The sequence below is a fragment of the Armatimonadia bacterium genome (genome assembly GCA_039679385.1).
Taxonomy (GTDB): Bacteria; Armatimonadota; Zipacnadia; order Zipacnadales; family JABUFB01; genus JAJFTQ01.
The window spans coordinates 108,823-130,674 of sequence record JBDKVB010000017.1; the positions used below are offsets into that span (position 1 = coordinate 108,823).

The 21,852-nt window shown below is 65.2% G+C and carries 20 protein-coding genes; 5 read left to right on the forward strand and 15 right to left on the reverse strand.

Annotated features, from left to right (window positions below; genetic code table 11):
- Positions 1–25: 25 nt before the first annotated feature.
- The 3 genes from ABFE16_01945 to ABFE16_01955 all read right to left on the reverse strand — a co-directional run bounded on the left by ABFE16_01945 (position 26) and on the right by ABFE16_01955 (position 2,804).
- Positions 26–1,168: a uroporphyrinogen decarboxylase family protein gene (locus tag ABFE16_01945; protein ID MEN6344032.1), complete on the reverse strand. Its 1,143-nt coding sequence runs from the start codon at positions 1,166–1,168 to the stop codon at positions 26–28.
- An 87-nt stretch (positions 1,169–1,255) separates the two neighbouring features.
- On the reverse strand, positions 1,256–2,287 hold the full coding sequence (locus ABFE16_01950) for a uroporphyrinogen decarboxylase family protein (protein ID MEN6344033.1): 1,032 nt from the start codon (positions 2,285–2,287) through the stop codon (positions 1,256–1,258).
- A 217-nt stretch (positions 2,288–2,504) separates the two neighbouring features.
- Positions 2,505–2,804: a hypothetical protein gene (locus tag ABFE16_01955; GenBank protein MEN6344034.1), complete on the reverse strand. Its 300-nt coding sequence runs from the start codon at positions 2,802–2,804 to the stop codon at positions 2,505–2,507.
- Between the two features lie 263 nt (positions 2,805–3,067).
- On the opposite strand from ABFE16_01955, the gene ABFE16_01960 reads away from it, so the two are divergent.
- The 3 genes from ABFE16_01960 to ABFE16_01970 are packed head-to-tail and all read left to right on the forward strand — an operon-like array spanning position 3,068 to position 5,069.
- Positions 3,068–3,820 (forward strand): amidohydrolase family protein, encoded by a 753-nt coding sequence (locus tag ABFE16_01960; GenBank protein MEN6344035.1) that lies wholly within the window; start codon positions 3,068–3,070, stop codon positions 3,818–3,820.
- Positions 3,817–4,578: an amidohydrolase family protein gene (locus tag ABFE16_01965; GenBank protein MEN6344036.1), complete on the forward strand. Its 762-nt coding sequence runs from the start codon at positions 3,817–3,819 to the stop codon at positions 4,576–4,578. The genes ABFE16_01960 and ABFE16_01965 overlap by 4 nt, the downstream gene beginning before the upstream one ends.
- A gap of 47 nt (positions 4,579–4,625) precedes the next feature.
- The gene (locus tag ABFE16_01970) at positions 4,626–5,069 is read left to right on the forward strand and encodes an SRPBCC family protein (GenBank protein MEN6344037.1); all 444 of its coding nucleotides are present in this window, start codon (positions 4,626–4,628) and stop codon (positions 5,067–5,069) included.
- An 89-nt stretch (positions 5,070–5,158) separates the two neighbouring features.
- Here ABFE16_01970 and ABFE16_01975 read toward each other — a convergent pair whose 3' ends face one another.
- Positions 5,159–6,070: a hypothetical protein gene (locus tag ABFE16_01975; protein ID MEN6344038.1), complete on the reverse strand. Its 912-nt coding sequence runs from the start codon at positions 6,068–6,070 to the stop codon at positions 5,159–5,161.
- Between the two features lie 188 nt (positions 6,071–6,258).
- Between ABFE16_01975 and ABFE16_01980 the strand changes: the two genes are divergently transcribed.
- Entirely contained in the window at positions 6,259–9,354 is a 3,096-nt protein-coding gene (locus ABFE16_01980) for a GH116 family glycosyl-hydrolase (protein MEN6344039.1), read from the forward strand.
- Positions 9,355–9,562: 208 nt separating this feature from the next.
- Complete coding sequence (locus ABFE16_01985) at positions 9,563–10,276, forward strand: 2-oxo acid dehydrogenase subunit E2 (protein ID MEN6344040.1); 714 nt, start codon at positions 9,563–9,565, stop codon at positions 10,274–10,276.
- A 99-nt stretch (positions 10,277–10,375) separates the two neighbouring features.
- Here ABFE16_01985 and ABFE16_01990 read toward each other — a convergent pair whose 3' ends face one another.
- From ABFE16_01990 to xseA, 11 genes are all read right to left on the reverse strand, one after another.
- The gene (locus ABFE16_01990; GenBank protein MEN6344041.1) at positions 10,376–11,023 is read right to left on the reverse strand and encodes a haloacid dehalogenase; all 648 of its coding nucleotides are present in this window, start codon (positions 11,021–11,023) and stop codon (positions 10,376–10,378) included.
- Positions 11,024–11,161: 138 nt separating this feature from the next.
- Positions 11,162–11,707, reverse strand: a complete 546-nt coding sequence (locus ABFE16_01995) for a 2-oxoacid:acceptor oxidoreductase family protein (protein MEN6344042.1) — start codon at positions 11,705–11,707, stop codon at positions 11,162–11,164.
- An 87-nt stretch (positions 11,708–11,794) separates the two neighbouring features.
- A complete protein-coding gene (locus ABFE16_02000; protein MEN6344043.1) occupies positions 11,795–12,541 on the reverse strand; it encodes a thiamine pyrophosphate-dependent enzyme in 747 nt (248 codons plus the stop codon).
- Positions 12,542–12,613: 72 nt separating this feature from the next.
- A complete protein-coding gene (gene vorB / locus ABFE16_02005; GenBank protein ID MEN6344044.1) occupies positions 12,614–13,678 on the reverse strand; it encodes a 3-methyl-2-oxobutanoate dehydrogenase subunit VorB in 1,065 nt (354 codons plus the stop codon).
- Positions 13,675–13,899, reverse strand: a complete 225-nt coding sequence (locus tag ABFE16_02010) for a 4Fe-4S dicluster domain-containing protein (protein ID MEN6344045.1) — start codon at positions 13,897–13,899, stop codon at positions 13,675–13,677. The genes vorB and ABFE16_02010 overlap by 4 nt, the downstream gene beginning before the upstream one ends.
- A 78-nt stretch (positions 13,900–13,977) precedes the next feature.
- A complete protein-coding gene (gene recN, locus ABFE16_02015) occupies positions 13,978–15,729 on the reverse strand; it encodes a DNA repair protein RecN (GenBank protein ID MEN6344046.1) in 1,752 nt (583 codons plus the stop codon).
- A gap of 52 nt (positions 15,730–15,781) precedes the next feature.
- On the reverse strand, positions 15,782–16,669 hold the full coding sequence (locus ABFE16_02020; protein ID MEN6344047.1) for an NAD(+)/NADH kinase: 888 nt from the start codon (positions 16,667–16,669) through the stop codon (positions 15,782–15,784).
- A gap of 95 nt (positions 16,670–16,764) precedes the next feature.
- Positions 16,765–18,219, reverse strand: coding sequence for a tetratricopeptide repeat protein (locus tag ABFE16_02025; GenBank protein ID MEN6344048.1), 1,455 nt, complete (start codon positions 18,217–18,219; stop codon positions 16,765–16,767).
- Positions 18,216–20,147 (reverse strand): 1-deoxy-D-xylulose-5-phosphate synthase, encoded by a 1,932-nt coding sequence (dxs, locus tag ABFE16_02030; GenBank protein ID MEN6344049.1) that lies wholly within the window; start codon positions 20,145–20,147, stop codon positions 18,216–18,218. The genes ABFE16_02025 and dxs overlap by 4 nt, the downstream gene beginning before the upstream one ends.
- 103 nt (positions 20,148–20,250) lie before the next feature.
- The gene (xseB, locus tag ABFE16_02035) at positions 20,251–20,463 is read right to left on the reverse strand and encodes an exodeoxyribonuclease VII small subunit (GenBank protein MEN6344050.1); all 213 of its coding nucleotides are present in this window, start codon (positions 20,461–20,463) and stop codon (positions 20,251–20,253) included.
- Between the two features lie 90 nt (positions 20,464–20,553).
- The gene (gene xseA / locus ABFE16_02040) at positions 20,554–21,834 is read right to left on the reverse strand and encodes an exodeoxyribonuclease VII large subunit (protein ID MEN6344051.1); all 1,281 of its coding nucleotides are present in this window, start codon (positions 21,832–21,834) and stop codon (positions 20,554–20,556) included.
- Positions 21,835–21,852: the final 18 nt, after the last annotated feature.

Here is a 21,852-nt window from a genome sequence, read left to right on the forward strand (position 1 = left end):
CAACGTGAGCGTGGCCGCCGACGGGCTATCCTTCCGAGTGCAGCGTCTCCATCATGGCCCAGAAGTTCCCCATCGGCGTGCCCTTCACGATCTGGTTCGAGCATCCGACGATGCAGCCGCCATACTCACGACCCGCGCTCAGGGCCCGGCGAGTCTCTGCCACCACCTCGGTCACGGAGCCGGTATGCAGCGTCGCAGAGTTCACGCCGCCCAGCAAGGTGAGTTGCGGGAAGGTCTGGCGCAGGCGATGGAAGTCCATCCCCGAGGCGCAGTCGACCTCGTAGAAGAAGTTGACGCCGGAGTTGCCGAAGAGGTCGTCGGCCAGAGGCCACAGATCGCCATCACTGGCAAAGCCGTGCAGAGCTCCGGCCGCATGGCATGCCTGGGAGATCCGCTGCATGCCGGGGAGCTGCAACTCGCGGAAGGACTTCGGTGAGATGAAGGGACCCTTCTTCGAGGCGAAGTCGCCGCCGCCATACAGGTAACGCAGCCCGAGCGATCCGGCCAGAGTCGCATTCCTGGCCGACTTCTCCGCCTGTGCGTCGAGGTACCGGCGCACCAGGTCGGGCCGGAGGGCTACAGCCTCGAGCCACACCCGGTCACGAGGAACCACGAGCCCCACTCCGCCTCCACCATAGGGCACTCCCTGGTCGCCGAACTCGTCGATCGTTCGCGTCAGGGTCTCGTACATCGCGGGTCCCGGCTGGTAGCTCTCCACCGAGGCCTCAAGGTTGTTGACGGTGCGCTCGAGGTCTTCGAGGGTCAGCTCCCGCTGCGGGGTCTGGTCGACGATCTGGTACAGCTCCGTCGCCGGGTCGTAGCGCATGACCCGCCAGTTGGTCTCGTCGCCGAAGCGGAAGGTTACCTCGTCGAGGCGCTCCGTGGGCTTCTGTGTCATCCGCCAGTAGACCGTCCGCACCACGTCCAGCTCGAGCTTGCGGTTCAGCTCGACCGCATCCTGCCAGGAGCGATCGAGGTACTCCTGGTGGGCCTGCTCGCCTTCCCACAGGGCCACGCTCTCCAGGTACTGCGCATGGCCGCCGCCGACATAGGCAGGACGACCCAGAATCTGCGAGGCAACGGCCGAGGAGAAACCGGCCTGGTAGATGGGCACGCGGTCATAGGGGCGGAACTCGAAGGCACAGGCGACTCGATCCTTGGGGGTCATGGACTCCTCCGTACGAAGCCTGCGACGCGGGATGCTTGCGGTCAGAGGCAGTCCCGGTCGCGATCAGGGCAAGGGGTGCCCCGTGGTTCAGTCTTCTGCGGCCAGGGGGCAGGTACCGTCGGGACCGTAGCGCCCCACTCGCACGAACTCCTCATAGCCCCAGTGCTGCCAGATCGGGTCGGCACCGATCGAGTGGTTGTCGGGATAGTCCTTGGCGATGAAGCCGCCGCCACGTGACCCGAGCTTGCGCACCATTTCTCGGGCCTTCGCCTTGAGGATCGCCTCGTCACCGCACTGCAGCGTGGTCTGGATGTCGATGGGGCACCAGAAGGTGACCCGCCCGGCGAACTGCTCCAGCCAGTCGAGACCGTGCAGCTCCGGCTGGTCAAACTGCAGCACGTCGATGCCCAGGTCCACCAGAATGGGGATGATGTCTCGGATGTAGCCGCAGGAGTGCATCCAGACCGTGATGCCCCTGCGGTGGGCACGGTCGATGAGGCGCTCGAAGGTCGGGCGGAACAGGTCGTCCCACATTCGCGGGCTGACGAGCAGTCGTTCCTGCGTGCCCCAGTCCTCGCAGAACATCACGCCCTGAACGCCTGCGTCGGCATAGAGGTCAACCTGGCGCAAAATGAGGTCGCTGACAAGGGTGTTCAGGCGGCGCACGTTCTCGGGCTCGGCTGCGCAGTCGAGGAGGTAGTTCTCCAGGCGCCGCAGGTAGCGAGCGGCGTTGAAGCAGCAGCCCGAGATCGACCCCAGGATGTAGCGGTCGGTGGTCTTCTCGCACACCTCGGCTGCCTTCTCATACCGGGCCGGGTCGTCGAAGGTCGGAAGCTTGTAGGTGTCCAGATCCTCCCAGGTCTTCAGCGGCGGCTCGATCACTTCGCCGCCCACGGTCCTGCCCTTGAGGCGGCGCCAAAGGCAGCCCCACTCGTCGTTGTAGCACTCGCCGCCCTGGTCGTCATCAAAGCGCAGGGGTTCGAAGCTCGGATCGGGCGACAGCCCCACACCGGCGGTATCGTGGATGCGAGCAGTTCCGTCGTAGGCTGAGTAGGTGAGACCGATGCGCTCGGGTCCATCGCAGGCGAGCACTCGGGTGATGACCTCGCGACCGTTCATCGCAACCCCCTGCGCAGCAGGTATCGGGTCCGGGGAATCGCCGGACCCCTTGGGGGGAAGCGCTACCGTGAAGCTGACGGCAACGCTCCTCCGCCACACTCAACGAGTTCCCCCACAGAGGCCGGAAACCCTTCCGGGCACGCAAAGAAGAAGGGCCGCCCGAAGGCGGCCCATAGGTACAACGATCACACTACACTCACCATGAATCTCGGGCAACCTAAGGCTTGTCTGGCTTGGCCGGGATCTTGGCCTCGCCCTTCGCGCCCTTGGCCGGGGCCTTGGCACCCTCGGCTGCCGGCTTCTCAGCGGACGGTGCGAGTGCTTCGGTGTTCTCCATCGGCGGCACTTCGTTCTCCACAGCGGCGGGTGCGCCCGGCTCAGCAGACGGCTCAGCAGACGGCTGCTCTACGCCAGTTGGTGCGTTGGCTGGCGGCGGCGGCTTGGGGCAACCTGTCAGCAGCAACGAGAACGTTACGGCTGCGATCACGGATAGAAAGACTACGTAGCCTCTGCGCATGCGAGCATTTGCCTCCCTTCAGGCTCTGCGGCAACGAAATTGCCGCACTTACGCGCATAACCATAAACACTAACTCCGGCCCTGTCAAGGGCGGAGGTCTCGCAAGGGTCCTGGGCGAAGGTACCTCCAAGGTCTGAGGTCGCCCCTCTCGGCGCCCTTTCGCGACGCCGAAGGAGGCCTTGTGTCTGGCCCCTGGCGCCCTTGCGGCGCCGGCTGGAAGTGCAACAACGACCTGTCCTACGTTGACCTGGGAGGTAGGCGCTGTGATCATCGATGCCCATGTGCATCTGCAAGGCCCCGGTGCGTCGGTGCAGGAGCGGACCGATCGTCTCCTGCATTTCGCCGACAAGCACGGGATCGACAAACTCGTGGCGTGCCTGGGGGCGACGCTCCGCGTGGCCCCTACTGCCGAGGAACTGCGGGAGGACAACGACTACATCCTCTCGGCTGTAGCTTACCGTCCCGATCGCATCGTGGGCTACTGCTACTGCAGCCCGGCCCATCCGGAAGCCTCGGTCGAGGAGATGGATCGCACCATCGCCAAGGGTCCGCTGCGCGGCGTGAAGATGTGGGTCTGCCGCCATTGCGACGACCCCGGCAGTGACCCAATCGCCCGACGAGCGGCCGAACTGGGCGTGCCAATCCTGCAGCACACCTGGATCAAGGCCACCGGGAACATGCCGACTGAGTCGCGACCTGAACACATGGTGAACCTGGCTCTGCGCCACCCGCAGACGCAGTTCATCATGGCCCACAGCGGCGGCGATTGGCAGCGTGGCCTGCGCATCGTCCGCCACGTGCCCAACATCACCGCGGACGTCTGCGGCGGCAACCCGGAGCAGGGACAGGTGGAGATGGCCGTTAAGCTCCTGGGCGCCGAGCGCGTCGTGTGGGGCTCCGATGCCTCCGGGCGCAGCTTCGCCTCGCAGCTTGCCAAAGTGGTGGCCGCAGACATTCCAGACGCCGACCGTTCGCTGATCCTGGCCGGCAACATCGCAAGGAGGATCGGGCTATGATCCTTGACTGCAATGCTACCCTTGGGCAATGGCCCTTCCGCCGTCTGCGGAACTGCACACCGACGCACTTCGCCCACCTCATGGACACCAACGGAATCGCCCAGGCGTGGGTGTCGCCCTTCGAGGGCATCTTCTATAGCGTGACCCAGGAGGCCAATGAGTGGCTGGCCGAGGAGCTCCTGGGACTGCGCGACCGCCTCATCCAGCTTCCCGTCATCAACCCCGCCTACCCCGGCTGGGAGGATGATGTCGAGGAGTGTCGCGAGCTCGAGGCGCCGGGGCTGCGTCTGTATCCGAGTTACCACGGCTACCGTCTGCAGGACGCCCACTTCCTGCAACTGGCCCAGCGCTGTGCCGAACTTGGCTGGTTCCTGCAGATCGTGGCCCGCGTCCAGGATGAGCGTCACCACCATCACCTGGCTCGCGTGGCGCCGGTTCCCGTGCCCGATATCGTGCAGATAGCCCGGGACTTCGCACCCCTGCCGGTGATCGTCCTCAACGCTGCCGCCGGTGAAGTCCTCGGAGCCTGCAAGGACGCCTGCCCGGACAACCTGTACTGCGACATCTCTCACGTCGAGGGCGTTGGCGGCGTGAGCGACCTTAGCGACAAGCTCGGTGCCGGGCATGTGCTCTTCGGTACCCATGCGCCTCTGCTGGTTCCGGAGAGCGCCTTGCTCAAGATGCGCGAGGCCGACCTGAGTGAGGAAGACCGCGAACTGATCGTCAGGGGCAACGCCATCAAGATCCTACAGCGGTAGCTGACCCCTCCGGCGCACCTGCCGGAGCTATGTGAGGGACAACCTATATGCCGACCGTAACTACTGAGATGAACGTCGCTGCGCCCGTGGACAAGGTCTATGCGATCGCCAGGGACATCGAGCGCTACCCCGACTTCATGGAAGACGTGGAGAGCGTGAAGATCCTCGAGCAGACCCCCGAGCGTCAGGTGAGCCACTGGGGAAGCATCGTCAAGGAGTTCAACCGGACCATTAAGTGGACCGAGGTGGACTACTGGGACGAGGCCGACAAAAGCTGCCGCTGGGAGATGACCGAGGGCGACTTCACGGCGTACTCCGGTACCTGGGTCTTCGAGCCCTCCGCAGAGGGAACGCTCGCGAAGCTGGAGGTCACCTACGAGTACAACGTGCCGCTCATCGGCGCCCTGATCCAGGGCATCCTGAAGAAGAAGATGCAGGCGAACGTGGACTCCATGCTCGCGGCCATCAAGAACAAGGCTGAGGAGAGCTAGCCCGCGACGTCCTCCGCGCACGCAACCAAGGGGAGCCACGCCGAGTGGCTCCCCTTCACGTTCTTCATCGGAACAGACCTCCCGGCCTACTACGGCGCGGGCAGGGGATGGACGACGATCGGCGCGAGCCGGTACGCCGCCAGGCTGCGCCGGACGGTCTTCCCGGGCTTCGACTCCATGACCCGCACCTGCCCCACTCCCTTCGCCATCCACATCGTGAGCTTGCTCACCACGGCTGCGCTCTCGAGGGTGAGGTCGAGGCGAATGCACTTGGTGAAGACGCCTGCCGGGACCGTCACGTCCTCGAAGGCACCGAAGGTCGCCAGCATCTTCATCGGATCATCCGGGGCCCCGCCACTGTGCTTGACCACACCCTTCACGATCGTGGTGTGCCCCTGTGGGCAGAGACTCGGGATGAGCAGAGGCGGGACGTAAGTCAGAGTCTCAGCGTCTCGGGTCTCGCCGTACACCCCGAACCCGAGGCCCGAGGAGTGCATGTACATCCTGAAGGTGTCCGGGCCGGGAAGATAGGTGACGAGAACCACCGAGGTCATCGTCCCGCCGATCGGCGTGGTTCCCACGACGTCCTCACGGCGCGTCCTCGTTGTGACCACTCTCGGCGGGGTCTCGATCACCTCGCGGTACTGCCACATATTCCCGAGGCGCAGCGGCATGTACTCGTTCACATGCACAGCGGGCGTAAGCTTGAGCTCAACAGAGACCCCGCCTGCTGCAGGGACAGCCACCACATCAAGGACCGCCCCATTGAGCTGCGCCAGGATCGTCTTCTCCGCCGTCACCCGGTAGTTGCCTGCTGCCAGTCCAGGGAACACCACAACTCCACCAGGCCCGGAGAGACGAACATGAGCGCCAGGGTTCACGGTCACCTGGGCGCCGACAACGTCGACACCGGCACGACTCACGTGGCCTTTGAGGTCACCGGCCCACGACAGGCTCAGCAAACCAATCGTCAGTACCGCCACAAGCAACGCCCGGTACATCCCCATCCTCATCACCCCACAAGAGAAGTAGACCCAGCCCTTTGTCTCCCTCAGGTCCCCGCAGGGACTCCGCTGTCCTGAGAACAGATTCGGGGTCGGCGACGCGACTCCTACTCCCGACGCAGGGACTGAGAGGCTGCACAGGGAAGAGTCACTCTCCGGCATTCCCTGCAGAGGAGTTGAGCCAGATGGGCAGGCGCACTTTTGTGATGGCCGTGCTGCTGATGCTGGTACTGGCGACTTGCCAGACTCTCGCACAGACGCCACTCGCGCACTGGGACTTCGAGACCGGCGACCTTCAGGGCTGGCGGGTAGTCTCGGGCAACCTTGGCAAGCAGCCCTCTGCCAACGACAACGACCGCTGGCAGGGCAACTTCGACAAGCAGGGCAAATGGTTCCTGGGCACCTACGAGGGAGCCAGCGACCAGGCCACCGGTGAACTGCGGTCGCCCGTGTTCACGATTCAGGGCGATGCCCTCGGCCTCCTCGTGGGCGGCGGCAGCGACGTCAGCAAGGTGTTCGTGGCGCTGGTTCTTGTCGAGGGAGACCGCGAGGTCCGACGGGAGACCGGCGAGAACCGCGAAGTGATGCGCCCTGTGCGCTGGGACGTCACTGCCTTCCGAGGGAAGCAGGCCTATCTGCGAGTTGTCGACAACGCCACCGGCGGCTGGGGACACCTCAACGTCGACGACTTCCGCGAACTCTCCGCTGAGGAAGCGGCGCGCCTTGATCGCGAGGAACAGCAGCGCAAGGAGGCCCTGCGCCTCGCCACTGAGCAACGCTATCAGCAATGGCGCAAGGGCGTGCTGGGACCCTCTGAGCCGACGGTGTACCGAGGCGCGAACCTGACGAACTGCTGGATGCCCCTGGGCGGGATTGGCGCCGGCAGCGTCGCGCTCTATGGTGACGGATCGCTGCGGCAGTGGCAGGTCATGAACCACGTCAACAGCGATGCCCAGGTCCCCTACTGCTTCCTCGCCGTGAGAGCGCGCGCCGAGGGCCACCGGCCCATCACCCGTGTGCTGCAGACCAGTCCCGTCGACGAGCTGCCCCTGGTGGCCGGGACCGAGTTCATCGGCGAGTTCCCCGTGGCCAAGGTCCGCTACCTCGACGACGCAATCCCAGTTGATCTGACCCTGGTTGCGCACACCTCCCTGATCCCGCAGAACGCAAAGGACTCGGCGCTTCCAGTGGTGTTCTTCACCCTTCAGGCACGGAACCGGGGCTCCGACTCCGTGCAGTTCGCGACCATGATGTCGGTGCAGAACTTCGTGGGCTGGGACGGCTTTCGCCGAATCAACGGCCAGTCTGATCCGGGCTTCGGCATGAACCAGAACTGGCTGGTGCGGGATGGCGACCGGGTCTCGCTGTGCATGGACAAGTTCGGGATGGACCGAACGGACCGCAATTACGGTTCTCTGGCCTTGACCTGTCTGGAGCCTTCGGCGTCTGCCTCCGTCGCCTGGCAGGACGTCGACGACCTGTGGGCCGACTTCGTCGGGGACGGGCGTCTTGACCAGGCCGGGCCGAAGATACCCAGTGCACCGGGACGCACCTACAGCGGGGCCCTGGCCGTCCGCATGACCCTGGCGCCGGGCGAGAAGGCCGAGGTACCCTTCCTGCTCACCTGGTACTTCCCCAACCGCCATGCCGAGTATCAGGAGGGCCTCGACAAGTACCGCCTCGGCAACATGTACAACAACTGGTTCGGCAACACCGAGGGCGTCGCCCGCTACGCCGCCGCCAACTTCTCCCGGCTGCGCAAGGAGACGCTTGCCTTCCACGACACCCTCTACGACAGCAACCTCCCCTACTGGCTGGTGGACTGCGTAAGCTCCCAGATCTCCACGCTCACCAGTCAGACCTGCCTCTGGATCGAGGACGGTAGCTTCCACGGCTTCGAGGGCTGCAGCCGCACCAAGGGCTGCTGTCCGATGAACTGCACTCACGTGTGGAACTACGAGCAGACGCTGGCGCACCTGTACCCGGAACTCGAGCGCAAGATGCGCCACACCGACTTCTTCGTGCAGCAGGAGGATAGCGGGGCGGTCCGACACCGCACGGTGCTTCCGCTCAGCCTGCCTCGGGGCACCGGGCCCTTCTGCGACGGGCACCTCAGCAGCATCTCCAAGGCCTACCGGGAACACCTGCTGTCCGCCGATGATTCCTGGCTGAAGGCCTACTGGCCGCGCGTCAAGCAGGCGATGGAGTGGGCGATCAGCAACTACGATCCCGACGGTGACGGGTGCCTCCAGGTTGCGCAGCCGAACACCTACGACTGCACGATCTGGGGCAACAACACCTTCATCGGCTCCCAGTGGCTGGCGGCTCTCCGAGCGGCCGAGGAGATGGCGCGGTTGATGGGCGAGACGGCCACCGCGGAGCGCTACCATGACCTGTACGAGCGGGGCCGCGCGAAGATGGACCACGACCTGTGGAACGGGGAGTGGTGGATTCAGGACGTCGACCTCGAGGAGCATCCGCAGTACGAGTATGCCACCGGCTGCCACTCCGACCAGCTTCTCGGCCAGTGGTGGGCCGACCTCAACGATCTGGGGCACGTGCTGCCGCCGGAGCACGTTCACAAGGCGCTGCAGTCGATCTTTGCGAACAACTTCCTGAAGACCTTCGAGGGCTTCCGCCAGTCCCCGCGGGCCTTCGCGAGCAATGATGAGATGGGCCTGATCGTCTGCAGTTGGCCCAGGGGTGGTCGTCCGTCGTCCGTCACGCTATACTCTGATGAGGTGTGGACGGGGATGGAGTACGAGGTGGCGGCGCTGCTGATCCGCCAGGGCCTCCCCGAAGAGGGCCTGCAGGTCGTAAAGGCGGCGCGGGACCGGTACAACGGAACCCGGCGCAGTCCCTGGAACGAGATCGAGTGCGGCGACCACTACGCCAGGGCCATGAGCAGCTACTCGCTCCTGCCGGCGGTCGAGGGGCTGGCCTACGATGGGCCGGCCGGTCGGCTGCGCTTCGCCCCGCGCTTGCAGCCTCAGAATCTGCGGGCGTTCTTTGCCGGCGCCGAGGGCTATGGCACACTGGCCCAGGTGCGGTCCGAAGGTCGCCAGGTGGACGAGGTCAAGCTGACGAGAGGGCACCTGCGCCTCCGGCAGTTGGAGCTTGAGGTTCCCGCCGGTCTGGCGGGCTCAACCGTCTCCGTCACCATGCGGGAGGTGCCCGTGCCCGCACAGGTTGTCCGAGGCGCTTTGCAGCTTGTGGTAAGATTCCCGGTAGACATCGTGCTGGGACCCAGCGACGTCCTGCGGGTAATGGTCGGGCGATAGGCAAGGACCTGCCGGTCGAACTGAGGGAGCGCCGCAGGCGAACTCGAATCTGCAAATGGAAACTGGTTTTCCACCCCTTCCGGGGGTTATCCACAGTTCTTTCCACCGTCCATGCCAACTATCCACAACGCGAAAGCGCACGGGATAGGCAGGAAGAGGATGTGGAGAGAGCGCACGTCACAAGTCGCAGCCAGAAAGAGTGAACCGTATGAGCAGTCGCAAACCGAGACCTGATGAGCAGGAGTACACCCTCCTGGAGCAGACGCCGACCCGCAAGGCGATTGGCGAGCGCACCCTGAAGAGCACCACCGAGAAGCCCGTCTTCCACATGAGCACGGAGGTGGACGCTTCCGTCCTGGCCGCCGCTCGTGAGGCACTACGTGGCAAGGGCGAGATCTTCCCCAGCTACAACGACTTCGTCCTGAAGGTAGTCGCCCTGGCCCTGCGCGATCACCCGCGCTTCAATGCCTGGGTGGCCGTGGACGGTCTGCATATCCTCAAGCACATCAACGTGGCCTTCGCGGCTGCCACGGAGCAGGGCGTGCTGATGCCGACGGTCCTCGACGCCGACCAGAAATCCCTCCTCGACGTCGCCGCAGAGACCAAGGAGATGATCGGCCTGGCGCGTAAGGGGCGGCTGCGTGCCAGTCTCCAGATGGGCGCAGGCTTCAGCATCAGCAACATCGGCCCGGGTGCGGTCGACAGCTTCGACGCGATCATCAACGCCCCGCAGACCGGCATCCTCGCCATCGGTGCCCTCAAGCCCCGGCCCGTAGTGGTCGACGGCTCGATTGAGGCAAGGCCGACGATGTTCCTCACCCTCAGCATTGACCACGCCGGTGCGGACGGCTCCGATGGTGCGGCCTTCCTGACCACCGTCAAGAAGCTCCTCGAGGACCCGGAGGTTCTCGCATCGCTGTAGCGGCTTTCTGCGCTACTACAAGCAGATACGAAAAGGGCGTCCGATCTCGTGATCGGGCGCCCTCTGCATGTCACAGGTAAGTGGCTGGTTCCCCGGTCTCTACGCCCCGTCGTCCTCCACGACATGCTTCTCGAACCGGTCGAGCCGCTCTTCCAGCCGCTTCTGTCGCAGCGCAGCGGTCATGTCACCGCGCGTGCGCTCGACGAACCCACGGACGGCATCGGATCGACCGCGCAGGCCAAGGCTGATGGCATTCGGATAGTCGAAACTCATGGTGATATGGTAGATGTCATCCATGATGTCGAGGAACCTCTCGGCACGCTCGATCTGGTCACGGCGGATCAGGTCGAGTACGTGCCGGCGGAACTCCCCGGCCGCTTCCGCGAGACCATTGAGCCAGGCAGCGCCGTCGATCTGAAGGTCTCCCGGGCCAGGCAAGGGAGCGTCGGTGATGGCCGCCAGCGTGATCGCCGCCTCGGCATACTCCTTCTGGGCGTCGCTCACAAAACCGCCCCAGCGCAACTCGTCACAACCCTCAAGGGCTCCCAGCATCTGCCCGGTCAGGTCCGCGGTCTCAGCGAGCAGCGTCCGAGACTCCTCGAACTCTTGCCGGTGCGCGCTCTTGATGCAGGTAGAGGCCGCGCGCACGACCTGGCGCGATAGGTTGTAGGCCTTCTCGCGACCTTCATCGAGCAGGTCGAAATGCTGGCGGATACCGGCGGTCAGTTCCTCGATCTGTTTCACCATTAGCATCAACTCTACCGGACGAGATGGGCCGTGAAACCGGCCGCGGTACGGGCTTTCCAGTCTCCAGAAAGCCGGGGACCTGCCTCAGAACGCGCGCGAAGCTGACGACTACGCGGTGGGTCTGTTAGGTGGTACTGACTAGCTGAGCTCAGCGACGACCTGGGCGCCCCGACGGATCGCTTCCGTGTTCATCGGGATCGTCTTCTGGCGCCGCTCAGGCAGAACGGTCGAGAGGGCCTTGATGGCCGGCTCGATCAGGTCGGGCCGCACCGCCTGCAGGTAGGCGCCCAGCATCACCATGTTCGCGCACATCTCATTGCCGAGTTCCTTGGCGATGGAGGTGACGGGAACGAAGAGAATCTGCAGGTCCTTGCGGTCTGCCTCGACCTCACCGAGGTCGGGGTTGATGATGGCGATACCGCCTGAGGCACACTCGCGCAGGTACTTGCGTACCGAGCGCGGGTCCATGAGCAACATGACCCGCGGATGGCCGCAGATCGGGCTGCCGACCCGGCCGTCGGACAGAACGACGGTGCAGTTTGCCTCGCCGCCGCGAACTTCGGGTGAATAGGAGGGCACCCAGGAGGCTTCATAGCCCACGTCAACGCCGGTCTGCGCCAAGACCTGTCCTGCCAGCAGGATGCCCTGGCCGCCAAGCCCGGCCATATAGACTTCTTCTCTCATAGGATCAACCTCGTGGGGCTGGAGCGCTTGCTCGCCCCGGACTGCGCCGGCCCAGGGCTCGGCGCATCGTGTGGTTCAACACTCCGGCTACCCCTCTGCGTAGGGGTCCTTGAACACGCCGAGTGGGTACTGGATCAGCATCGTATCGCGGACATGCTGCATCGCCTGCAGGGGCTTCATGTGCCACCAGGTCGGGCAGGTGCTCACAAGCTCTACGAGCGAGAACCCGAGCCCGTCGATCTGCGCGCGGAAGGCCTTCATGATGCTGCGGCGAGCGCTCATGACGCTGCGCGGGTCGATGAGGGTCTCCCGGGCGAGGTACGCGACACCGGGGATCTGGTTCATCAACTCGCAGATGTTGAAGGGGTAGCCGCCATGCTCAAGGGTGCGGCCGTCGACCGAAGTGGTCGTCTTCTGCCCCAGCAGAGTCGTGGGAGCCATCTGTCCGCCGGTCATCCCGAAGACCGCGTTGTTGATGAAGAACACGCTGATCTTCTCGGCGCGGGTCGCAGCCTGAAGCACCTCGTTGAGACCGATTGCTGCGAGGTCGCCGTCGCCCTGGTAGGTAAACACCACGTCGTCGGGGCGGACCCGCTTCACGCCGGTCGCCACGGCGGGTGCTCGGCCATGGGCAGACTGCACCACGTCGGTGTTGAAGTACTCAAAGGCGTACACGGAGCAGCCCACGGAGGCGACGGTCACGGTGTGATCGCGCACACCCAACTCGTCGATCACCTCCGCAATCAGTCGGTGCGCGATGCCATGGCCGCAGCCGGGGCAGTAGCGCAGGACAGTGTCGGTGAGGCTCTCCGGCGGTTCGTATAGAACGGTCATGTTTTCCTTGGTCAAGGTAGGTCTCTGCCTCTTATGTGCGAACCTGGGCCAGGAACTCTCCAGGCGCGGTCGTCAGACTTTGATCGTGGTTAGTCGTTCCAGGACATCCTCGGGCGTGAGGAGCACGCCACCCAGACGGTTCTGCAGGCTGACCGGACAACGCCCCTCAACGGCCAGGCGCACGTCTTCGATGAACTGCCCCATCGACAACTCGACGACCAGGCAGTGCTTCACCTTCTCAGCCCACGCCGCAATGGGCGCCGACGGGAAGGGATACAGGGAGATCGGCCGCAGCATACGCACGCGGATCCCCTGCTCTAGAGCGCGGTCGACGGCGGTCTCGCAGACACGCGCCGAGATTCCGTAGGCGCAGACGAGGATATCTGGGTCGTCGGCGCCGTACTCCTCCCAGCGGGTCTCGCGTTCTGTCGCCTCGGCGTAGCGGGCTTCGAGACGCAGGTTCAGTGCCTCCAGGTCGGCGATATCACTGTACAGCGAGTTGATGATGCGTCGCTCGCGACCCGCGAGGCCGCTGCCGAGAGTCCAGGAGTGGTCGTAGGCGTTGGGCGCCTCAGGCACCGGGCGCACGCGGCAGGACTCTACCATGGTGGCCAGGACGGCGTCGCCCAGGATCATGACCGGGTTGCGGTAGCGCTCGGCGATCTCGAAGGCGCCGCCGGTCATGTCATAGAGCTCCTGCACACTGTAGGGCGCGAAGACCAGCGGACGTCCGTCGCCATGTCCGCCGCCGCGAGTGGCAAGCCAGTAGTCGCCCTGGGAGGGCGCGATGTTGCCCAGTCCGGGGCCGCCACGGACCATGTTGACGATGACGCAGGGCAGTTCGCACCCGATCAGGTAGGAGATGCCCTCGGCCATCAGGGAAATGCCGGGCGAGGAGGAGGTCGTCATTACTCGGGCGCCGGCAGCCGCAGCGCCGTAGACCATGTTGATGGCCGCGACTTCACTCTCGGCCTGCAGGTAGACCCCACCGAGCTCCTCAAGGCGCCAGGACATGTACTGCGGAATCTGGCTCTGGGGCGTGATGGGGTACCCGAAGAAGAAACGGCAACCGCCGGCGATGGCACCTTCGGCTGTCGCATGATTGCCCTCCAGGAGGGCGCGCTTTTCTGCACTCATTTGGTCTCTTTCGCCACCTCTTTGTACAGCGAGATGGCCACGCTCGGGCACATGAGTGCGCAGATCTTGCACCCGGTGCAGCCGTCCTCTGTGCAGACCTCCGCGGGATGGATACCGCGAGGGGTCAGGGTCTCAGACATTCTGAGGTTCTTCTTGGGGCAGAACTCAACGCACAGTTCGCAGCCCCCACAGCGTTCGACGTCGATGATCACTTTTGCCATATACGCATCAGGCCCAAAGTATAACAGAATGGGATGGTACCAACTGGCCCGGGCTGAAGCCCGGCGACCACGATTGCCTCAGGACGCAGCCGCCCGCAGCCGACGCCGATCCTTCTCACCGTCACGAAGCAACTCGGCGGCGTGTCTGCGGCCCGTCTCATCGCTCTCGTCGGCTCCGAGCATTCGCGCCAACTCGTCCACGCGCCCTTCGGCGCTGAGTACCTCGACGCGTGCCACGGTGCGTCCGTCCTCGACATGTTTCTCGACCCGGAGGTGCCTGTCACCCAGCCGGGCAATCTGCGGCAGGTGAGTCACGCACAAGACCTGTCCCGCACGGGCAACCCCCACGAGCTTCTCCCCCACCGAATGTGCAACTCGGCCGCCGATGCCCGCGTCTACCTCGTCAAAGACGATGGTCGGGATCTCGGCGCCTCGTGAGCACACCGACTTGAACACCAGCATCAGCCGCGACAGCTCGCCACCCGAGGCCACTTTGCTCAGCGGTCGCAACTCCTCGCCCGCGTTCGCGCAGAACAGGAAGCGGCCCAGATCGAAGCCGCGACGTGAGGCCTTCCAGCGCTTGCCACCGGAGCCGGGAAGACCCTCTGCGTCCTCTTCGTGCTCCAGTTGAACCTCGAACTTCGCCGCCGCCATACCCAGACCGGACAGCTCGGCCTCGACGACCGTCTTGAGGCTTTTGGCGAGCTTCACCCGCGAGGCCGACAGAGCCTGGGCAGCTTTCCCGGCTTCGCCCCGCAACTTCTCCAGATTCGCCCGGAGCTGCTCCTCATGGACTTCGAGGTTCTCAAGTTCCGACAGCTCGGCCTCGGCACGTTCGCCGAAGGCAAGGATGTCCGCGACGGTGTCGCCGTACTTTCGCTTCAGCTTGCCGATGTCTGCGAGGCGGTTCTCGATCTGCTCGAGCCGATCCGGGTCGGCCTCGAGGCCGCCCAGGTAGCCGCTGAGGGTGCGCACGGCCTCCTGGATCGCGACGCCGGCTTCCGCCAACTCCTCGGCGGTCTCGCCAAGGAGGGGCTCGAACTTCACCAGCCCACGCAACTCCTGACCGGCCGTCTGCACCGCACTGACAGCCGAAGGCGCATCGCCCTTATCGCCGTCGAGCAGTTCACAGGCCTGGGCAACCGTCTCGCGGATCCGCTCGGCATGTTGAAGCCGGGTCCGCTCGGTGCCCAGGGTCTCTTCCTCACCGGGTTCGAGGCCGGCGGCCTGAATCTCCTCCACCTGGAACCGCAGCATGTCCACTCGTTGCGCCCGCTCGCGCTCATCCAGAGCCAGGTCGTCCAGGGCCTTTAGCGCCTGCTGGAAGGCCCCGTAGAGCTCCTCGTAGGCACTCCGCAGGTCCAGATGCTCCGGCCCGCCGAAGGCGTCCAGGAAGGAGAGGTGGTTCTCCTCGTGGATCAGCGTCTGGTGCTCGTGCTGGCCGTGGATGTCCACCAGATGCGAGCCGATCTGCTGCACGAGGCTCAGGGTCGCGGTCCGCCGGTTAACCCGGTAATGACTGCGGCCGCTGGCCAGCTCTCGGCTCAGGATGACGGTGCCCTCTTCATCCTCGCGCAGCCCTAGGCTCTCGAGAATCTCCAGGGCTCGCGGCGCATCGGCGGCAGTGAAGACGGCCTCCACGTAGGCGGCGGACTCACCGCTGCGGATCGCCTCAGCCCCGACCCGCTCACCGAGCACTGCATTCAGCGCGTCGATGATGATGGACTTGCCGGCCCCCGTCTCGCCAGTCAGCACAGTGAAGCCCGGCCCGAAGTCGAGCCGCAGCGAGTCAAGAAGGGCCAGATTCTCAACGGTCAGCTCTCGCAGCATGTCCTAACAGAATCGCCGGTGCCTGCTCGTCGGCCGGAGCTCCCGCACCAGGTCAGCGTTCTGCACCCCAGCGCAGTTTCTGGCGCAGCCGCTCGAAGAAGCCGGCGGACGAGATCCGCACGAGTTTGGCGTCAAAGTTGGCCCGACGCACGCGCACCACATCGCCAGGCCGCAGATCGATCGCTTCCTGGCCGTCCAGCGTGACTGTCAGGCCGCCGGCGGGAACGCCCCGCTGGGTCGCGCTGACCTTGATCTCCGCCGACGGCTCAATGATCAGCGGCCGGGCGTAGAGACTGTGCGGGCAGATGGGCGTGATGAGCAAAGACTCCACCGTCGGCGCGATGATCGGACCTCCGGCGGAAAGTGCATAGGCCGTCGAGCCCGTGGGGGTGCTGATGATCAGCCCATCAGCCGGGTAGGTCGCCACGTGCTCGTCGTTCACGTAGGTATCAAGCCAGACCAGGTGACGCACGTCGCTCTTGGTGATCACCGCGTCGTTGAGCCCGTAGCGCGTCGAGATGATCTCGGAGCCGCGCACCACGTCGGCCTCCACCATCAGGCGGCTCTCAACGCTGTACTGACCCTCCACCACGTCGGGCAAGTTCGCCATGAGCACTTCGTAGCTCTCGCGAGCCAGGAACCCAAAGCTGCCGAAGTCCAGTCCCAGCAAGGGGGTGCCGACCGGTCCCGCATGACGAGCAAGGGCGAGAAGAGTTCCGTCCCCGCCCAGTGAGATGACAAGGTCCGCCTCCACAAGGCCCTCAAGATCGTGCAGCCTGGGGCCCACACCGAGCCTCCGCTTAGTGCTGTCCATCCCTGGTCCCAGCTTCACCGTGCACCCGGCAGCCATGAGCGCCCGGCACAGCGCCGGTGCGCTATGCTCCGTCCTCGGCTTGTAGGGTGAGGAGGCAACACTGACCGTGCGGATTGGTGAGGCCAAGTCCGGGGTCCCCTTCGTACGGTTCCGAGTAGCTGTGTGGGACCGCAGCCCCACAGGCGACCGCAGTCCCGACAAAGGTGCAGACACCGCGACCGCTAACCACCCAGACGGTTGAGGTTCTTGCGGGCCGGCTCGAAGTTGCTATCCACTGCCAGGGCCTTCTGGTACTGCTCCCTGGCCCCGGCGGCGTTGCCCTGCCGCTCCAGGGTCACGCCCAGATTGTTCAGAGCGTAGACGTTGTTGGCGTCATCCGCAAGAGCCTGGCGGAACTGCACCCCTGCGCCAGCGAGGTTGTCGCGCTTCAGGTAGATCAGGCCGACGTTGTTGTGAGCCTCGCTGTCCTTCGGCTGCAGGGTCAGCGCGTACAGGTACTCACGCAGGGCCGCATCCCTGCTCTCCATCCGGAAGTAGAGCAGGGCAAGATTGCGGTGAGCGTTGGCGTCCTCCGGGAAGCGGGCGACGACCTGCTCCCACTGCTTCACAGCCTCCTCGGCCCTGCCCGCCGACATCAGCGCATAGGCCAGGTTGGTCTGGGCCATGCGGTTCTGTGGATCAAGCTCTACCAGCGCCTGCAGCGCCGCGATCGCCTCGTCCCACTTCTTCTGACCGATGAACAGAGACGCCAGTTGCTCGCGGGCGGCCGTGCTGGTCGGGTCGAGGTCGCAGGCTTTCCGGAAGTTCGCCACTGCCTGGTCGGTCTGGTCCAGCCGCATCAGGCTGAGCCCCAGATTGTAGGCGGCGGTGAAGCTCTTGTCATCCAGGGCAAGGCCCGTCGCGAAACGCTGCGAGGCTTCCTCGAACTTCCCGTCAAGGTACAGGGCGCTCCCGAGCTGCAACTGCGCGGTGACGTTGTTCGGCTCCAGGCCCGCGACCGCTTCGTACAGCTCCACGGCCTTCGGGTAGTTGCGCAGGCCCATGTACAACTCGCCGAGCGTAACCAGCAGCGCGCCACTCTTCGGGTCGGTGGTGCGCGCCAGCTCATACTGCACGACGGCCTTCTTGGTCTCGCCCGCAAGCTGCAGCGTACGACCATAGCCGACCAGCACCCGGAATTCCGTCGGTTTGGCCTTCAGCGCGGCTTCGAACTCCGCGAACTGCCGGTCGCGTTCCTCCGGCTTGGTGAGGACCGTTGCCAGGTTATAGTGGCCCTCGAAGCCCTCGGGATCGGCGGCGATGGCCTTCTCGAACTGCGCCGCGGCCAGGTCGTTCTGATCCTTGCGTGAGTAGGCGGTGCCCAGGTTGTTCAGGGCAACGGCGTTGTCCGGTTCCTTGGCCAGAGACGCCTGGAGCGCGGTGATGGCCGCATCCAGCTCGTTCAGAGCCAGAGCCACAGTGCCCTGCCAGCGCAGGATGGTCGGGTTATCCGGCAGCGCCGTTGCGAGCTCACCCAGCAGCGTCTTCGCCTGTGTGTACTCACCCGCCCGGTAGTGGGCATCGACACGCTCAAGCTTGCTCTGGTAGGTCTCTGCGGACGCCAGCATCGCAGACAGGGACAGCAAGGTCACAGACACGATCAGGGCCGTCAGCGGCGTTCGCCTCGTTAGCTTCATAGACCAATCACGGCCTCCGACTGAGAGGTAGAGGGCGGTATCGTCCCCGTCCCGCAGACTTCCCGGCAGGCGCAGGCAATCCCTTCCGCATCGATTCCGCAGTCCGCTCGCAGCTTATCCGTATTCCCATGGGGCACAAAACAGTCAGCAATCCCCAGGCGACGTACCGCCGCGGTATGAACGGCGGCATCTGCCAGGGCCTCACACACCGCCGAGCCGAACCCACCGGCGAGGATGCCCTCCTCGACCGTGACGATCCGGCCGATGTCCCGCGCTGCGGCCACCACAGCGTCCCGATCCAGGGGTCGCACAAACCGGGCATTGATGACGCGGGCCTCGATTCCCTCGGCATGCAGCGTCTCGGCGGCGGCTAGCGCTGCCTCAACCTGTGGCCCGAGGGCGAAGATCGCCACCTGGTTCCCGGCCCGCACCAGTTCGCACTTCCCAACGGGAAGCACCTGCATCGGCCGGTCCAAGGGCACGCCGAGACCGACGCCGCGAGGATAACGCAGACTCACCGGGCCGTCCAGCGACAGCGCTGTGCACAGCATATCGCGCAGCTCGCCCTCATGCCGGGGCACCATCTCGACGAGCCCGGGAATCTGGCGCATGAAGGCCAGGTCGAACACGCCATGGTGCGTCGGACCGTCATCGCCGACAAGCCCACTGCGGTCCATCGCCATGACCACCGGCAGGCGCTGCAGGGCAATGTCGTGGATGATCTGGTCGTAGCCGCGCTGCATGAAGGTCGAGTAGATGGCTACCACAGGCCGCATGCCCGCCGCCGCCAATCCCGCGGCAAAGGTCAGCGCATGCTCCTCGGTCATCCCCACGTCAAAGCAACGGTCCGGGAACTGCTTCTTGAAGCTCGCCAGACCGGTGCCGTCGAGCATCGCCGCCGAAATAGCCACGACGCGCTTGTCTGCTTCCGCCAACTCCGCCAGCGTCTGCCCGAAGACCGCGCTGTAAGAGAGCCGACCGTCCCCGTGCGCGCTCTCCCCGTTGGCGATGTTGAAGGGCTTGGTGCCGTGGTAGCGGCTCGGGTCCTTCTCCGCAGGTATGTAGCCACGGCCCTTCTGGGTATGCACATGCACCAGGACCGGCCCGCTGAGTTTGCAGGCCTGGTCGAAGACTTCCAGAAGCTGGTTGATGTCGTGCCCGTCGATGGGCCCCAGGTAGGTGAAGCCCAACTCCTCGAAGAGCATCCCGGGGACGACCAACTGCTTCAGACCGTCACGCAGGCGGTCCATGGCGCCCAGCATCGCATCGCCCAGCGGCACCCGGTTCAGCATGCGGGCCACGTCGGCGCGGGTTTTCCGCACCGCAGGCTCAAAGAGCCCGGCGCGGATCTTGGCCAGGTACGCCGACATCGCACCCACGTTGGGGCTGATGCTCATCTCGTTGTCGTTGAGCACGACCACGAGGTCGGCCTTCGTCTCGCCGGCCTGGTTCATCGCCTCGAGAGCCAGACCGCCGGTGAGGGCCCCATCGCCAATGACCGCCCAGATGCGCTCGGTATCGCCGCGAATGTCGCGTGCCTTGGCCAGTCCCAGGGCGGCAGAGATCGAGGTGCTCCCGTGGCCGGTCCCGAAGGCATCGTAGGGGCTCTCATCACGCCGCGGAAACCCGGATAGGCCATCGGTCTGGCGGATCGTGTGGAACAGGTCGCGGCGGCCGGTGAGAAGCTTGTGCGTGTAGCACTGGTGGCCAACGTCCCAGACGACCTTGTCCGTGGGCAGGTCGAGTGTCCTCAGGAGCGCGACGGTGAGTTCGACGGCGCCCAGATTCGGCGCCAGGTGCCCGCCCGTCTCCGAGGTGGTCTCAATGATGCGCTCACGACACTCGGCAGCCAGTTGCACCAACTGGCTGCGGGAGAGAGTCTTCAGATCGGCGGGCGAATTGATGCTGTCCAGCAGATTGCTTGCCATGCGTGTCACTGTCCCTGAACCCGACCACACCGGGGTCTGCCCCTCACGTGCAGACCGCTTCCCGCTTCGATGTCACGCCGACGGCGAAAGCCTGGCGCCCGCGCTACTCCTCGGCTTCGGGCTCTTCGGCCAGATACTGCTCAACCCGGGCTTCGGCCTCCGCCAGGCGCTCCAGGCACAGCTTCTTCAGCGCCATGCCTTCCTCGAAACGCTGCAGGGACTCTTCGAGGGAGATCTCGCCTGCGTCCAGCTCCCGGACGATCTGCTCCAGGCGCTCCAGAGCCTGCTCAAAGGTCAGCTCAGACAAGTCAACCATGGCCAATCCGGCTCCCTGTCCCGAGGGCTCTCCGCTTCATGTGGTAGTGTACAGCGAACTGGGGTCTCAGGCGAAGGCAAACCTTTGCCGCTACTGCGGACCGGGCGACACTGATGTCAGGTCTGCGGCCTCACAGCTCGTGACCGACCCCAGGAGGTGACCATCGGACACCGTGACCTGCACGCTGTCGCCCGCCTGCACCTGTTCGATTCGCCGCACGACCGTCCCATCCTCGCGGCGGCAGATCGAATATCCACGACCAAGGACGCCAAGCGGGCTCAGAGCCTGCAAGGTCGCCCCGGCACGCTCCAGACGCGCCCGGCGCCTTTCGAGACGCGTGGTCATTCCTCGGGCCAGCGTCGCAGCAGCCTCGTCGACTCGCAACTGCTGCTGCTCCAGGAGGGCTGCCGGACGCTGCAACAAGGGGTGACTTGCCGCCTGCTGGACTCTCGCCTGCGACTGCTGCAGCACGGCCATCATCGCCGTGCGCAGGTGCCGGGCGTAGGCGGCAATCCCCGCCTCCAGGTCAAGACGCTCAGGCACCACCATCTCGGCTGCCATGGAGGGTGTTGCCGCCCGGACATCCGCGACGAAATCGGCCAGGGTGAAGTCGGTCTCGTGGCCCACAGCGCTGACCACCGGCTTGGGACAGGCGAAGATCGCCCGTGCCACCGGCTCCTCGTTGAAGGCCCACAGGTCCTCGATCGAGCCTCCGCCGCGTCCCACGATGACCACGTCGACCTCATCCAGGCCGCCGGCAATCTGCAGGGACCGGACGATGCTGGGCACGGCCTCGGCGCCCTGGACCACCGTCGGAATCAGAAGGATCCGCGCCAGGGGATAGCGCCGACCCAGGATGCTGATCAGGTCACGTACCGCCGCGCCGGTGGGCGAGGTGCAGATCGCCACCGTCTGCGGGAATCTGGGCAACGGGCGCTTGCGAGAGGGGTCAAAGAGCCCCTCAGCGGCCAGTTTGGCCTTCAGAAGCTCCAGCGCCGCCGCCAGGCTGCCCACACCGTCGGGCCGCATGAAGCGGAGGAGGAGCTGGTAACGCCCGCCACGCTCATAGACGGTGATGTTGCCCCCGGCGACAACGCGGTCGCCATCGGCGGGATCGAACTTCAGTCCGGCAGCGGCTCCCCGGAAGCACACGGCGCTGAGCTGGCTGGATTCGTCCTTGAGCGAGAAGTAAAGGTGCCCGGAGGAGGCGCGGGTGAAGTTGGAGATCTCGCCACGCACGATGACGTCCTGCAGCAGCTCGTCCGTGTCCATCAGCCGCTTGATGTGGGTCGTAACCTCGGCGACCGACAGGACACGATCGGGGCGTGCAGGCACAGGGAAGCCCGGGAGTCCATCTGCGGCTGAATTCATGGCGATCCGTCTGCCCGA

Coding starts and splice junctions, on each gene's coding strand:
- vorB (MEN6344044.1), bottom strand. CDS start 13,678: ATGAGTGCAGAAAAGCGCGCCCTCCTGGAGGGCAATCATGCGACAGCC.
- ABFE16_02010 (MEN6344045.1), bottom strand. CDS start 13,899: ATGGCAAAAGTGATCATCGACGTCGAACGCTGTGGGGGCTGCGAACTG.
- ABFE16_01950 (MEN6344033.1), bottom strand. CDS start 2,287: ATGAACGGTCGCGAGGTCATCACCCGAGTGCTCGCCTGCGATGGACCC.
- recN (MEN6344046.1), bottom strand. CDS start 15,729: ATGCTGCGAGAGCTGACCGTTGAGAATCTGGCCCTTCTTGACTCGCTG.
- xseB (MEN6344050.1), bottom strand. CDS start 20,463: ATGGTTGACTTGTCTGAGCTGACCTTTGAGCAGGCTCTGGAGCGCCTG.
- ABFE16_01985 (MEN6344040.1), top strand. CDS start 9,563: ATGAGCAGTCGCAAACCGAGACCTGATGAGCAGGAGTACACCCTCCTG.
- ABFE16_02000 (MEN6344043.1), bottom strand. CDS start 12,541: ATGACCGTTCTATACGAACCGCCGGAGAGCCTCACCGACACTGTCCTG.
- ABFE16_01995 (MEN6344042.1), bottom strand. CDS start 11,707: ATGAGAGAAGAAGTCTATATGGCCGGGCTTGGCGGCCAGGGCATCCTG.
- ABFE16_01945 (MEN6344032.1), bottom strand. CDS start 1,168: ATGACCCCCAAGGATCGAGTCGCCTGTGCCTTCGAGTTCCGCCCCTAT.
- dxs (MEN6344049.1), bottom strand. CDS start 20,147: ATGGCAAGCAATCTGCTGGACAGCATCAATTCGCCCGCCGATCTGAAG.
- ABFE16_01965 (MEN6344036.1), top strand. CDS start 3,817: ATGATCCTTGACTGCAATGCTACCCTTGGGCAATGGCCCTTCCGCCGT.
- ABFE16_02025 (MEN6344048.1), bottom strand. CDS start 18,219: ATGAAGCTAACGAGGCGAACGCCGCTGACGGCCCTGATCGTGTCTGTG.
- ABFE16_01980 (MEN6344039.1), top strand. CDS start 6,259: ATGGGCAGGCGCACTTTTGTGATGGCCGTGCTGCTGATGCTGGTACTG.
- xseA (MEN6344051.1), bottom strand. CDS start 21,834: ATGAATTCAGCCGCAGATGGACTCCCGGGCTTCCCTGTGCCTGCACGC.
- ABFE16_01955 (MEN6344034.1), bottom strand. CDS start 2,804: ATGCGCAGAGGCTACGTAGTCTTTCTATCCGTGATCGCAGCCGTAACG.
- ABFE16_01990 (MEN6344041.1), bottom strand. CDS start 11,023: ATGGTGAAACAGATCGAGGAACTGACCGCCGGTATCCGCCAGCATTTC.
- ABFE16_01970 (MEN6344037.1), top strand. CDS start 4,626: ATGCCGACCGTAACTACTGAGATGAACGTCGCTGCGCCCGTGGACAAG.
- ABFE16_01975 (MEN6344038.1), bottom strand. CDS start 6,070: ATGTACCGGGCGTTGCTTGTGGCGGTACTGACGATTGGTTTGCTGAGC.